Genomic DNA, 13,371 nt, shown 5'->3' on the forward strand with positions numbered 1-13,371 from the left:
GAGTAACGCGAGCAAAAGGGGGGAACGGGATGAAGGGGATTTTCAAAGGAATGGGCGTTACGTTCAAGAACATGACGTCCCCCAAGGTCACCTATGCATATCCCGACGTTCCGCTCGAAATGCCGGACCGCTTCCGCGGCATTCAGCATTTCGACCCGGACAAATGCATCGTCTGCAACCTGTGCGCCAAGGTCTGTCCGACCGACTGCATCACGCTGACGGGCAAGCCGAATCCGGATCCGGAGAAGCGCGGCAAGGTCATCGACACGTACGACATCAACTTCGAAATCTGCATCCTGTGCGACCTGTGCACGGAAGTGTGCCCGACCGAAGCAATCGTCATGACGAACAATTTTGAGCTCGCCAGCTACAGCCGCGACGACCTGTTCAAGGACAAGGAATGGCTGACAGATAACAACACGAACGTCCGGCAGGAAAACAATTCGGCGATGCCGAAAGGAGGCGCGAAGAAAAGTGCTGAGTAATCTCGCCTCCTTTTTTTCCAGCGGCGCGAATCTCGTCTTCTTTGTCTTCGCCTTGCTCACGATCGGTGGGGCGGTCTTCATGCTCAGTTTCACCAAGGTCGTCCATATGGTGCTTTCTCTGGCGTTCACCTTCATCAGCCTGGCGGGACTCTATGTGCTGCTCGAGGCGGAGTTCGTGGCCTTCGTCCAGATTCTCATCTATGCCGGAGCGGTGACGATTCTAATGATCTTCGGCATCATGATGACGAAGCACCGGGACGGGCAAGGGGAGGAAGCGCCCAAGAAGCCGGTCCACAACCTGCTTCTCGGCATCGGCGTGCTCTGCCTGTTCGGCATTCTGTTCTATGGGATCCAGACTAGCACGTTTCCGGGCACGACCGAGCCGCTCGCAGAGGACAACTCGCTCGAGATCGGCAAGCTGCTGTTCAACCGCTATGTCATTCCGTTCGAGCTCATGTCCGTGCTGCTGACGGTAGCCTTCATCGGTGCGATCGTCGTGGCGAAGAGAGAGGAGGATTAGCGTGAGCAGCATCGTCTCTCCTTATTTGACACTAGGCGCCATTCTGTTCTGCATCGGCCTGTACGGCGCGTTATCCAAGCGCAACGCCGTCGTCGTGCTGCTGTCGATCGAGCTGATGCTGAACGGCGTCAATCTGAACCTGATCGCATTCTCCAAACTGGGCGTCAATCCATCGCTGACCGGCCAGATCTTCTCGCTGTTCACCATTACGGTGGCAGCGGCGGCGGCGGCGGTCGGCATCGCGCTGCTGATTGCTCTCTACCGCAACAAGGGGTCGGCGGATGTCACCGAGATGGATTCGATGAAGCACTAAGCAACGCCAGTCTGGGGAGGTTGTACCCCGGCAGGCGATAAGGAGGATCAAACATTCCCATGGGTTCGGACTTCTCATCCTACGCGTGGATCATCCCGCTGTTCCCGCTCTTCGCCTTCCTAGTGCTGATCTCGATCAGCCGGCAGACAAAGGCGGGTCCCGTGCTCGGCACCCTGGCGGCCGCCGTTTCGCTTGTCCTCTCGCTGCTCGTCTTTGTCAGCCGGCAGGGGGCGGAGACGGAGAGCTATATCGGAAACGGAATACAGTGGCTCAAAATCGGCGATTTCACCCTCACGATGGGCTACGAGGTGACCAATCTCAATGCGCTCATGCTGGTCATTGTCACCTTGGTCAGCCTTCTGGTGAATCTGTACTCGATCGGTTATATGCGGGGCGACGAGCGGATCAACGTATTCTTCGGTTACGTAGCGCTCTTTACGTTCTCCATGCTTGGCCTCGTCATCTCGGTGAATTTGCTGGAGCTGTACATTTTCTGGGAGCTGGTCGGCGTTTGCTCGTTCCTGCTCATCGGCTTCTGGTACCAGAAGCCGGAGGCGCGGGCTGCGGCCAAGAAGGCCTTTATCGTGACGAGGGTTGGCGACGTCGGTCTCTTCCTCGCCATTCTGCTGCTGTTCTGGTACATGCCGGGGCATGCGCTGGACTTCTACTCCATCAGCAAAGTGTTTGAATCGGCGAACCCGGGTATCGGCCCGGGGATCATTACTCTGATCGCCATCCTGCTGTTCGTCGGCGCCATGGGCAAGTCCGGGCAGTTCCCGCTGCATACGTGGCTGCCGGACGCCATGGAGGGTCCGACTCCGATCTCCGCCTTGATTCACGCCGCGACGATGGTAGCGGCGGGCGTGTATCTGGTCGCGCGGATGTATCCGGTCTTCCTGGCGTCGCCGGATGCACTGACCGTGGTCGCGATTGTCGGAGCGGTTACCGCGCTCTTCGCCGCGACGATCGGCACGGTGCAGAATGATATCAAGCGGGTGCTCGCCTATTCGACCGTCAGCCAGCTCGGTTATATGATGATGGCGCTCGGCATCGGCACCTGGGCGGCTTATAACGCCGCTATCTTCCATCTCTTCACGCATGCGTTTTTCAAAGCGCTGCTGTTCCTCGGAGCCGGCAGCGTCATCCACGCCGTACATACGAACGATATTAACCAGATGGGCGGCTTGGGGCGGAAGATGAAGGTCACCGCCTGGACGTTCGGCATAGGCGCACTGGCTCTGGCCGGTGTCGTCCCGCTCTCCGGCTTCTGGTCGAAGGACGCCATCTTGACCGAAGCGTACCATCACAGCGCCTGGCTGTTCGGCATCGGGCTGATCGCCGCGTTCTTCACCGCCTTCTACATGGCCCGCCTCTTCTTTCTGGTCTTCTCGGGACCATCCCGTACCGGGGAAGACGTCAAGGAGTCTCCCTCCGTGATGACGGTGCCTCTGCTCGTCCTGGCGGTGCTTGCCGTAGCAAGCGGAGCCGTTTTCATCCCAGGCGTATCGCCTTGGCTCGGAGAATGGCTGACGGACGGGACTGCCGAGGAGACCGTCCAATGGCTGGTCGTCCTGTTGTCCCAGCTCGCTGCCTTTGCCGGCATTGCGCTCGGCTGGGCCGTTTACAGGCGGGGAGCCGTATCCCGCGACGCGCTGCCTTCGGCGATGCCGTGGCTGTACCGGCTGCTAGAGCGCAAATATTACATCGACGAAATCTACCAGGGCGTGTTAGCCATTCCGCTGCGCGGACTCGGCCAAGTGCTGGAATGGTTCGATCGTTATGTTGTCGACGGTCTGGTCCGGCTGGTTACCTGGGCCGTTCTGCAGTTGGGCAGGGCGGGCACCCGACTGCAAAACGGCCAGGTTCAGACCTATGGCCTCGTCATGCTGCTCGGCTTCCTGATTCTCATCGCTGCTTTGGCGGGAAGGAGGTTCCTCCATGTTGGCTGATTGGATCTTGAGCCTAATTGCCTTCTCTCCGCTGGTGGGCGTCCTGGTGCTTCTCTTCATCCCTGGCACGAACGGTCGCTGGATCAAGCGGGTCGGCATGGCAGCCACACTGCTTCCGCTTCTGCTGGCCGGATGGCTGTACGCCAATTTCGACGAGCAGGCGAGCGGCCTGCAGTTCGCAGAGCGGCATGGCTGGATCGATATCCCGCTCAATATCGAATTTTTGGATCAATTGAAATCATTCCATCTTACGTTTGATTACAATCTGGCGGTTGACGGGCTGTCGCTGCCGATGATCTTCCTGACCGCGTTTTTGGCGACGATGGCGGCGCTAGCCTCCTTCACGATCAAGAAGAGGTGGAAGCTGTACTATATCCTGTTCCTTGTTCTCGAGACGGGCATGTTCGGAGTCTTCATGGCGCAGGATGTCTTCCTGTTCTTCTTGTTCTTCGAGGTGACGCTTGTCCCGATGTTCTTCCTGATCGGCATCTGGGGATATGCGAACCGGGAAAAAGCCGCCCACCACTTCCTGCTGTACAACGGAATCGGCTCGGCGCTTCTTCTCATCGGCTTCCTCGCCCTGGTGGTGACGGCGGGCTTTGCCCAGCAGGAAACCGCCGAAGGCGTCACAATCTCGCTCTCGGGCGCTCTTCAGGACATCACGAACAATCTATTCGCCGATCCCAACTCGTACGTCAACGCGGAGGATCCGCAAAACCCGTTCTTCCTGACGGCGGCCATGAAGACAGGGCTATTCTTCCTTCTGCTCGTCGCGTTCGGCATCAAGCTGCCGATCTTTCCGTTCCATACCTGGATGCTCAAGGTGCACGTCGAGGCTCCGCCGCCCGTCGTCATGATCCACTCGGGCATCCTGCTCAAAATGGGCGCATACGGTCTGATCCGCTTCGGTATCCTGCTATTTCCTCAGCAGGCGAAGGAATGGGCGGTCGTGCTGGCCGTGCTGGGGATGATCAACATTCTGTACGGAGCGGTGCTCGCCTTCGTGCAGCGGGACTTAAAGCTAGTGCTCGCCTATTCGTCCATCAGCCATATGGGCATCGTCCTGCTCGGGCTAGCCGCCTTCAACCAGATCGGCCTGCAGGGAGCCGTCTTCCAGATGGTCTCGCATGGCCTGATCTCGGCGCTGTTGTTCCTGCTAGTGGGAAGCATCTACGAGAGGACGCGGACGTCCATGCTGGAGGAGCTGGGAGGTCTCGCCGCATCCGTGCCGTTCATGAGCGGGATTCTGCTGTTCGCCGGGCTCGCTTCGCTCGGTCTGCCCGGACTGTCCGGCTTCATCAGCGAATTCCTCGCGTTCCTGGGCCTGTTCGGCTCCATGAAGGTGGTGACGGCGATCAGCGCGATTGGCATCATTCTCGCTGCGGTCTACGTCCTGCGCGCCGTGCTTAAGATTACGTACGGGCCGCTGCCGCCAAGGTACGCCGAGCTGCGGGACGCCCGTCTGATCGAAGTCATTCCGATGATTGCGCTGGTCGCCTTCATCCTGCTGATCGGGGTCTATCCAAGCATCCTGAGCCAGCCGCTGCATGCGACCGTCAGCGAATTCGACCAGTTCATTCAACAAGCTGCCAAACTAGGAGGGTAGACCAATGGAACAAGCGATCCAATTGAGCGATCTCGGCCATCTCGCTCCGGAGCTGACATTGGTCATCTCCGCCGTCCTCATCTCGTTGCTCGATCTTTTCCTGCCCAGCCGGGCGGGCAGGGGCTGGCTCGCCTGGCTGTCGATAGCCGGCATTGCGGTCTCCGCCGTCTTCGTCCTGTTGGCCCTTGGGCTTGAGGAGCCGGTGCAGCTGCTGGGCCAGAGCTACCGGGTGGACGATTATGCGAACCTGATCAAGCTGGTCCTGCTCGGAGCAACGGCGTTGACGCTGTTCATGAGCATCGGCTCCGTGAAGGAGGAGGAGATCCCTCACCGGAGCGAATTCTACTATCTCTTCCTGCCCGCGCTGCTGGGCGGGATGATCATGGCCTCCTCGGCCGATCTCATCACCTTGTTCGTCGGACTCGAGCTGCTCGGGATCACGTCCTACATCCTGGTCGGGATGAGCAAGACGAGATCGGTCTCGAACGAGGCGGCATTCAAGTACATTGTGCTCGGCGGCGTCTCGTCCGCCATCATCCTGTACGGCATGTCGTTCCTGTACGGCATGACCGGCACCACCAACCTCGGGGAAATTCACGACGGGCTGGCGGCGAACGCAAGCTCGTTCGGAGCGCTCCTCTACGTATCGTTCTTCCTGCTGCTCGCCGGCTTCGGCTTCAAGATCGCGGCGGCGCCGTTCCACGCTTGGGCGCCGGACGTCTACCAGGGGGCGCCGACGCCTGTCGCGGCGTTTCTCGCGGTCGTGTCCAAGGCGGCCGGATTCGCGATTCTGTTCCGGATCGTCTACTCGGTCTACTTCCAGCTGTCGACCACCTCGGAGCTGCCGCTCAGCCAGGATGCCTTCCTGTCGCTTAGCGTGCTGGCCGCCGTCTCGATGATTGCGGGCAACTTTATGGCGCTGCGCCAAAAAAACCTGAAGCGGCTGCTGGCCTATTCGGGAATCGCCAACGCGGGATACCTGCTGGTCCCGATCGCGGTTTCCTTCGCACTCGTACATTACAGCAATTTCTCGGAATTTTATTATTATCTGATCGCCTACGCACTGATGAATCTGGGCGTATTCGCCCTTATCCTCATGCTGGAGGGAACGGCGGGGCATGCCGAGACGAGAGGACTGGCCGGCCTGTATCACCGGGCCCCCTGGACGGCGGCGGCCGTCGTGCTGGTCGTCCTTTCGCTGGCGGGCTTCCCAGTAACCGGCGGCTTCTTCGGGAAGATCTTCATTCTTCTCGGCGCACTGGAAACCAAGGCTTACTGGCTCGCTTTCGTCATGATCCTGACGAGCGTGGTCTCGTTCTACTATTACTTCGGCCTTGTCCGGCAAATGTTCATGCGGACGGGCGACGACGAGAAGCCATGGCGCGCCACTGTTCCCCAGCGGGTGACGCTGTGGATTTGCGCCGGGCTGGGCGTCCTGCTCGGCTTCTTCCCGGGAACGGTGCTGGACGCCGTCCAATCCGTTTTCCGGCTGGGCGTCGATTTGTTCGTCTATTGAGCCGGCGGTGCAGCTCTCACCCCGGTTCTCGCCGATGCGGCCGGCATCCGAAGGTCGTCCGTCTTGTCCGGCCCAAGAGTCCTCCCTTTCCTAGGGAGGGCTTTTTTGCCTGCCTATCTAGGACTTAATACCCTTATTGCATCGGAGAGGAAGGGAAGGGAGGCGGGCTCGCGAAATATATTGTATGATACTTGTAGAATCCCCAGAAAGCACAAGAGAGCTTGGCGGATTGCCCCCTCTGCACCGCCGGCTTCCATCAAATATTATCTGATAAAGGACCATGCAAATGGATTGGAAACGAAAATGGATCTCGCTTGGAATGGCGGCTCTGCTGCTGCTGTCCGCCTGTCTGCTCCCTAACGAGGCCGAATCTCAAGTCCCCCCGCCGGATACCCGTCTCTCCGAGTCCGCCCTGTCCTGGATCATTCATTGGAAAGATGAGAAGGCCCCTGAGCTGAAGGATCTCAGCCTCCTAGATGCCGATTACCCTGAACACGGGCTCTCGGTCGCCCGCCCCCTATCGGGCAAGGCGAACGACGGCTGGCTGCAGCATTGGCAGGCCTCCCCCTATGTGGATTACATAGAACCGAATCAGACCTATCAAGTAGCGCGGACCGTTACCGATCCGCTCGCCGTCGACCAAACTTATCTAAAGCAGATCCATGCCGAGAAGGCGTGGGATTACGTCACGTCCAATACCCATATTACGATCGCGGTGGTCGACACCGGGATCGACCTGACGCACCCGGATCTGAAGGCGAATTTGGTCGCCGGGACGAACCTGGTGAATCCGAATTTGCCGCCCCGCGACGACAACGGGCATGGGACGAGTGTCGCCGGGATTCTCGCCGCCGTCGCCAACAACGACAAAGGAGTAGCGGGTCTCTTGTGGAATGCCCACATCATGCCGATCAAAGCGCTTGAGGCGAACGGCAACGGAGACGAAATCAAGCTGGGCGAAGGCATCCGCTATGCGGTGGACAACGGAGCCAAGATCGTCGTCCTGTCGCTCGGTCTCAACAAGCCGTCCGAGTATATGCGGTCGATCGTCCGCTACGCGGAAGAAAAAGGCGTTCTCCTCGTGGCCGCCTCCGGCAACGAAGGCAACGCCGTGAAATACCCGGCTGCGTATCCGACCGTTCTCGCGGTAGGCGGGGCTACCCGAGACAACCTGGCCGACAAGCGCAGCAACTACGGACCGGAGCTCGACCTCGTGGCGCCTTGGGACGTGTATACGACGCTGCCCGAGGGCGATTACGGAACCCGGGAGGGCACATCGATGGCTGCTCCCCAAGTCGCGGCGGTAGCCGCCATGATCCTCACGAAGTACCCCGACATGAAGCCGTATCAGGTCAGAAGCATGCTCCGGCAGTCCGCCCAGGACCTCGGCACGTCCGGCTGGGACACCAAAACCGGCTATGGGCTGCTGCGTGCCGATCGGGCGCTGACGATGGAGTACCGGCAGGATTTTCTGGAGCCGAACGACCGGCCCGAGGATGCAAAGCTGATCTCCATCTCCAAACAGACCGACGCCGTGCTTGCCGACAGCAAGGATGTCGACTGGTATGCGGTCGATGCGCCGTATGACGGCACCTTGAGCCTGGTGGTGGAGAGCGCTGTGGAGGGAAGCATCCGGCTGACGCACTATCCGACGCTGAAGAGCAAGGGAGACAGCTATGTCTCCCAGGCGGCCGTCGGCGTCAACATCCCGGTGAAGAAGGGGCGCAGCTACTTCAAGCTGGAATCGGCGGTTGCGCTTGCCCAGCCGCTGACGTATCATCTGACCACCAAGTTCCTGATCTATGAAGATCCGTTCGAGAACAACGATCGTCAATTCCTGGCTTACACGCTGCCGCCGCGCAGCACGGAGATCAAAGGAACGCTACACAAGCAGCTGGACGAGGACTGGTTCGTCATGCATGTCGATACCGACGGCATCCTAAGGCTTAAGCTTTCCGTGGATACGGCCCGCATCGATCCCGTCCTGCTCATCCAGCAGCGGGGCGAGCGGGAGATTATCCTGGATCAGAAGGGCGACGGCGAGACGGAGACTTCCGCGCCGATTGCCGTGACACCCGGCACCTATTACTTCCGGATCAGCAACATAGCGGGGTATACGTCGCCTGTAGTGGGAGAGTATACGTTCACCATCGATTACTCGGCCAGCTACGTCGACCCGAACGAGCCGAACGACCGGCCGTTTGAAGCCTCCGTTCTGCTGCCCGGCGAGGAGTATACGGGACTGGCGGAGACCGATGAAGACGTCGACTGGTTCCGGCTGAAGGTCGAGGAACGGAGCGTCGTGGACTTTACGCTGAACGACGTTCCGGCGAGCATCTCCATGCGCATGGCACTCTATGACCAAGCGCTCAAGCCTATTCAACAGACCAATGCGCTCAAGGGCAATCAGGCAGTCATCCGCCGACAGCTCGAGCCCGGCACTTATCTGTTGAAGCTCACTCCGAGCAAGGCGTTCCAAGACCAGCTGTACCGCCTGAAGGCGACGGTGACGCCAGTCGGCGCTCCGCAGAACAGTCCGCCTGCGGGTCCTGGCAAGGTCCGCGCTGCGGAGCCCCGCGCATCCGCCGTGCTGACCGGTCCTTAGCCGGCTCGCCGGCCTGGGACCAGCGGCTTGCTATAGCTGGGACCCGAAGCCCGGGTGCCGGCGTACGGGCCGGGTCTATCGGACGGCTTTTTATGAGAAGCGGATTGTTTCACTTAAGGCAAAGCTGTTGAATTATAACTAGTGATGGGAAAGAAGGGAACGAAAGCTTGGACAACAAGGATTCTTTGGCCGCTTCCCTGGCGATCGACGGACTGACGGGCATCGGCATTACTTTGGTGTGCATCGTGCTCGCTTGGTTCGGCATCCAGCAGCTCCGTCTCGACAAATTCATCAAGCAGCCAAAGAGTCCGGCCGGAATCGTGCTGCAGGTGTTTCTGTCGCTGGCGCTCGGGTATCAGGTCGCCCGATTCCTCCTCGACTACTTAAGCTGGTCGGGGATGCTCAAAGGGATGTTTTAGGTCGAAATTCGCATAACGGTGTCCCTTTCTGTCAACAATGGAAACATCAAACAAGGGAAGGCTTACCGGTACCAAACGGCGCGATTCCCCCGAACGTTATTTTTAGTACCTTGTCCGAATCCGTCTCGCGTTCGGCACAAAAATAGAGAAATGCAAGAGACCAGTAGAGAGCAAATAATGAGAACGCGGAGGGACCCAGATGAGCAAAATAATCGTCCGCGGTGGCAATCGACTATCGGGAAAAGTAAAAATTCACGGAGCCAAAAACGCTGTGCTCCCCATCATAGCCGCTTCCTTATTGGGAGAGGAAGGGGTCAGCGTCATCAAGGACGCTCCGCCGCTGGAAGACGTGAAGACGATCTACCGGCTGCTGGACAGTCTTGGCCTCCCCATCGACTATCATAATGAAGCGATCAGCATCGACGCCAGCCAGCTGAGGACATACGAGGCCCCTTATGAGCTTGTTCGCAAAATGCGAGCTTCGTTCCTCATCATGGGACCGCTTTTGGCCCGGCTGGGGCGTGCCAAGATTCCGCTCCCGGGAGGCTGCGCCATCGGCACCAGACCGATCGATCAGCATCTCAAAGGATTCGAGGCGATGGGGGCGGAGATCGAGCTCGGCCAGGGCTTCATTGAAGCAAGAGTGAACGGCCGTCTGCGCGGGGCCAAAATTTATCTGGACGTCGCCAGCGTAGGTGCGACCGAAAACATCATGATGGCGGCTGCGCTCGCGGAGGGCACCACTCATATCGAGAACGCGGCGATGGAGCCGGAGATCGTCGATCTCGCCAACTACTTGAACGCGATGGGCGCCCGGATTCGCGGGGCGGGCACCGGTCTCATCCGGATCGACGGCGTATCGATGCTGCGGGGCGTCGTGCATACTGTCATCCCCGACCGGGTAGAAGCGGGAACCTATATGGTGGCCGCCGCAATGACGGGCGGCAATCTGTTCATCGAAGGCGCGATCGCCGATCATTTGAAGCCGGTCATCTCCAAGCTGCGGGAGATGGGAGTCCGGGTGGAGGAAGAGGAGAACGGCCTGCGCGTCAGCGCGGACGGTCCTCTCAGAAGCGTGGATCTGAAGACGCTGCCGCATCCGGGCTTCCCGACTGACATGCAGGCCCAGATGATGGCGCTGCTGCTCAAGGCGGAGGGCACGAGCCTCGTTACCGAAACCGTCTTCGAGAACCGGTTCATGCACGTCGACGAGCTGAAACGGATGAACGCGGATATCCGCGTCGACGGCCGGACCGCTGTCGTGCAGGGCGGATTGGCGCTCGTCGGCGCCCCTGTGGTTGCCACGGATCTGCGGGCAGGCGCTGCGCTTATCCTGGCAGGCTTGGTGGCGGAGGGAGAGACGGAGATTACCGGCCTCCACCATATCGACCGGGGGTACGTGGGCATCGTCGACAAGCTGCGGCTCGTCGGCGCGGACATTCGGCGGACCGTGGCGGTCGAAGTCCGGCAGGAAGAAGTGGAGAGCGAGGTCGGCTTCTTCGCTGTCCAGCCGACCTGGGCATAAGCTTAAGAGAGACCGCGGGTGGCATGCCCGCATGATAAGGATAGGAAGAGGAGAAAAACCAGACGGAGCCATCCGGCTGGTTTTTTGCCGTTCCTGCTTCCCGCTCTCGGCTCCTTCCGGTCTGTCTGTCCCGGGTGACGGAGACGGCAGCCGCTTGTTCTAGCAGACCCCGCCATCTCATAGGATAGGAGAGAGACGCCGCTATCCTATGAGGCGGTCAACTAGAGGAGGTCGCCGATATGAACAAACGGACAGTCCAGCTGCTGTACAAGCGCTTGGCGCGGGCGATGAGAAGCAGGCGGGGAAGGTGGTGGACCTGGCTCGGCCTGTGGGTGGCCGGATCGATGGCGGTCACCATTCTGCTGCCGGGGTTTCTGGCCGTCTCTCCCGCAGGCGGTGCTGCTGGGCCCGGAGCCCGGTCGGCCGAGCAGGGGGCTGCGCCCAGCGGCGGGGGACCGGGAACGCAACCGGGTGAGTCCGCGGCGGCTCCGCCCGTCATTCCCGTCTACCTGACGAAGGAAGCCCGGATCGACCAGGTGGAGCTGGAGACGTACGTCCGGGGCGTCGTCGCCGCCGAAATGCCGATCGAATTCGAGCTCGAGGCGCTCAAGGCCCAGGCGATGGCCGCCCGCACTTATATCGTCCGGCGCTGGCTCGCCGGCGATCACAGCAACGTTCCGGCCCCTGAAGCATTGGTGACCGACACGGTGGCCCACCAGGTTTACCTAACCGATGAGCAGCTGCGCCAGCAGTGGGGAGCAAATGCCGACCGCTACTTCGACAAGCTGCAAAAAGCCGTTCAGGCGACCAAGGGCTGGATTCTGACTTACGAGGATCAGCCGATCGAAGCCTTTTTCTTCTCGACTAGCAACGGGTATACCGAGAATTCGGAAGACTATTGGGGGAAGGCGATTCCCTATCTCCGGGCAGTAGAGAGTCCGTGGGACAAGAATAGCGCGCCGAAGTTTCGCGAGACGGTCACGATGCCCTACCAGGAATTCGCCGCCAAGCTAGGCATTCCGTCCACATATTCGGCCTCGGCGACGATTACGGGAAGCCGGATTCTCAAGCTGACGGACGGCCATCGGGTCGCGTCGGTCCGAATCGGGGGGAAGACACTCACTGGACGGGAGGTTCGGGAGAAGCTGAAGCTCAATTCCACCCAGTTCCAATGGTCGCTTAAGGGCTCGACGGTCGAGATCGCGACCACCGGTTACGGGCATGGGGTTGGGATGAGCCAATGGGGCGCCAACGGCATGGCCAAGGAGGGCAGCTCGGCCGAGCAGATCGTCGGCCACTACTATACCGGCGTTACCGTCTGGAAGAATGGGGATTATAGCAAACTAAAAGAATAGCAATGCCGGCCTCACGCCCATGTTTAAAACCTAGCGTTCTGGCAACAATGGGTGGTGAGGTGATATAAGATGAATGATCAAAACAAAGTCAATCCGACCAAGAAAGAGGCTCCTCAATCGCTAGAAGGAGTCCAACCTGTAACCCCGCATTCTCCATGGCGCAGGCTGCTTGCCAAGAAATGGGCTTTCCCGGCGCTTTACATGGCAGCGGCGGCTATCATCTTAACGTTAATGCTGGTCTATCAGAATTCGGCCAAGAACACCTTGTCCGAGGACCAAGTGGGCCTCGGCGTAGAGAAAGCCAAGACGAACGCCGAATCGAAAGACCAGCCGGTCGCCACCGCCCAGGAAACGCTGGCATGGCCCGTAAGCTCCCGCAGCGAGCTGTCGGTCGCTCTTCCGTTCTTCGACAGCAAGGCCGAGCCTTCGGTCAAGCAGGCCGCCATGCTCCAATACGGAGACACGTTCACGCCTCACGTCGGCATCGACCTGGCGAGAGAGGATAAGCAGGCGTTCGACGTACTGGCGGCAGGCAGCGGCAAAGTCATCAATGTAGAGAAGCATATGCTCGCCGGCAACATCGTCGAGATCGCCCACCCGAACGGCATGGTCACCGTCTATCAAAGCCTGGGCGAGGTGAAGGTGGCCAAGGACCAGGAAGTCAAGAAGGGCGACCTGATCGGCAAAGCCGGCAGCAGCGAGCTCGAAAAGGATCTGGGCAGCCATCTCCACTTCGAAGTGCGCCAAGGGCAGGACGGTGCCGCACTCAATCCGGACGCCATTCTCTCCGACAAGTAACAATCGCCTCCGAGGAGGCACTGGAATCGGTCAGCCGGTTCCAAGCGGGAACAGGATCTTTGCAGGGAACCCCAAGGTTCCCTGCTTTTTTTATGGAGAGGGTCGCAGGGCGGGGGCGGCAAGGCAGAGAGCGATGGAGCATCCGGACCCGATGCGGCGGACAGCTCTGTCCTGAGCGTATCAACATAGGGCGATTTCGCAAGAAAAGGCCCGTCCCCCGGGCGCTCGCGCCGGGAAACAAAGAATATATAGGCACGCTCCTCATATACTGTACCAAACT

General features: G+C 59.7%; 11 protein-coding genes. All 11 read left to right on the forward strand.

Going from position 1 to position 13,371, the window contains the following annotated elements; all coding sequences use genetic code 11:
- The first annotated feature begins 29 nt into the window (after positions 1 to 29).
- The 11 genes from nuoI (at position 30) to KJS47_RS20720 (ending at position 13,091) form a co-directional block, all read left to right on the forward strand.
- Complete coding sequence (nuoI, locus tag KJS47_RS20670) at positions 30 to 485, forward strand: NADH-quinone oxidoreductase subunit NuoI (protein WP_213527274.1); 456 nt, start codon at positions 30 to 32, stop codon at positions 483 to 485.
- Complete coding sequence (locus KJS47_RS20675) at positions 475 to 1,005, forward strand: NADH-quinone oxidoreductase subunit J (RefSeq protein ID WP_213527276.1); 531 nt, start codon at positions 475 to 477, stop codon at positions 1,003 to 1,005. The genes nuoI and KJS47_RS20675 overlap by 11 nt, the downstream gene beginning before the upstream one ends.
- Before the next feature lies 1 nt (position 1,006).
- Complete coding sequence (gene nuoK, locus KJS47_RS20680; RefSeq protein ID WP_213527278.1) at positions 1,007 to 1,318, forward strand: NADH-quinone oxidoreductase subunit NuoK; 312 nt, start codon at positions 1,007 to 1,009, stop codon at positions 1,316 to 1,318.
- Positions 1,319 to 1,377: 59 nt separating this feature from the next.
- A complete protein-coding gene (gene nuoL / locus KJS47_RS20685) occupies positions 1,378 to 3,267 on the forward strand; it encodes an NADH-quinone oxidoreductase subunit L (protein WP_213527279.1) in 1,890 nt (629 codons plus the stop codon).
- On the forward strand, positions 3,257 to 4,873 hold the full coding sequence (locus KJS47_RS20690) for a complex I subunit 4 family protein (protein ID WP_213527281.1): 1,617 nt from the start codon (positions 3,257 to 3,259) through the stop codon (positions 4,871 to 4,873). The genes nuoL and KJS47_RS20690 overlap by 11 nt, the downstream gene beginning before the upstream one ends.
- Before the next feature lie 4 nt (positions 4,874 to 4,877).
- Positions 4,878 to 6,389, forward strand: coding sequence for an NADH-quinone oxidoreductase subunit N (locus KJS47_RS20695; protein WP_213527283.1), 1,512 nt, complete (start codon positions 4,878 to 4,880; stop codon positions 6,387 to 6,389).
- 286 nt (positions 6,390 to 6,675) lie between these two features.
- Positions 6,676 to 8,994, forward strand: a complete 2,319-nt coding sequence (locus KJS47_RS20700) for a S8 family serine peptidase (protein ID WP_213527285.1) — start codon at positions 6,676 to 6,678, stop codon at positions 8,992 to 8,994.
- A gap of 167 nt (positions 8,995 to 9,161) precedes the next feature.
- On the forward strand, positions 9,162 to 9,413 hold the full coding sequence (locus tag KJS47_RS20705) for a DUF1146 family protein (RefSeq protein WP_213527287.1): 252 nt from the start codon (positions 9,162 to 9,164) through the stop codon (positions 9,411 to 9,413).
- Positions 9,414 to 9,612: 199 nt separating this feature from the next.
- Complete coding sequence (gene murA / locus KJS47_RS20710; RefSeq protein WP_213527289.1) at positions 9,613 to 10,938, forward strand: UDP-N-acetylglucosamine 1-carboxyvinyltransferase; 1,326 nt, start codon at positions 9,613 to 9,615, stop codon at positions 10,936 to 10,938.
- Positions 10,939 to 11,177: 239 nt separating this feature from the next.
- Positions 11,178 to 12,293 carry a stage II sporulation protein D gene (spoIID, locus tag KJS47_RS20715; RefSeq protein WP_249716612.1) on the forward strand — a complete coding sequence of 372 codons (1,116 nt, stop codon included), beginning with the start codon at positions 11,178 to 11,180 and terminating at the stop codon, positions 12,291 to 12,293.
- 69 nt (positions 12,294 to 12,362) lie between these two features.
- On the forward strand, positions 12,363 to 13,091 hold the full coding sequence (locus KJS47_RS20720; RefSeq protein ID WP_213527291.1) for a M23 family metallopeptidase: 729 nt from the start codon (positions 12,363 to 12,365) through the stop codon (positions 13,089 to 13,091).
- Positions 13,092 to 13,371 lie beyond the last annotated feature (280 nt).

The sequence above is a fragment of the Paenibacillus sp. J31TS4 genome, assembly GCF_018403265.1.
GTDB lineage: Bacteria > Bacillota > Bacilli > Paenibacillales > NBRC-103111 > J31TS4.

Coding starts and splice junctions, on each gene's coding strand:
- nuoI (WP_213527274.1), top strand. CDS start 30: ATGAAGGGGATTTTCAAAGGAATGGGCGTTACGTTCAAGAACATGACG.
- nuoL (WP_213527279.1), top strand. CDS start 1,378: ATGGGTTCGGACTTCTCATCCTACGCGTGGATCATCCCGCTGTTCCCG.
- KJS47_RS20690 (WP_213527281.1), top strand. CDS start 3,257: ATGTTGGCTGATTGGATCTTGAGCCTAATTGCCTTCTCTCCGCTGGTG.
- KJS47_RS20695 (WP_213527283.1), top strand. CDS start 4,878: ATGGAACAAGCGATCCAATTGAGCGATCTCGGCCATCTCGCTCCGGAG.
- KJS47_RS20700 (WP_213527285.1), top strand. CDS start 6,676: ATGGATTGGAAACGAAAATGGATCTCGCTTGGAATGGCGGCTCTGCTG.
- murA (WP_213527289.1), top strand. CDS start 9,613: ATGAGCAAAATAATCGTCCGCGGTGGCAATCGACTATCGGGAAAAGTA.
- spoIID (WP_249716612.1), top strand. CDS start 11,178: ATGAACAAACGGACAGTCCAGCTGCTGTACAAGCGCTTGGCGCGGGCG.
- KJS47_RS20720 (WP_213527291.1), top strand. CDS start 12,363: ATGAATGATCAAAACAAAGTCAATCCGACCAAGAAAGAGGCTCCTCAA.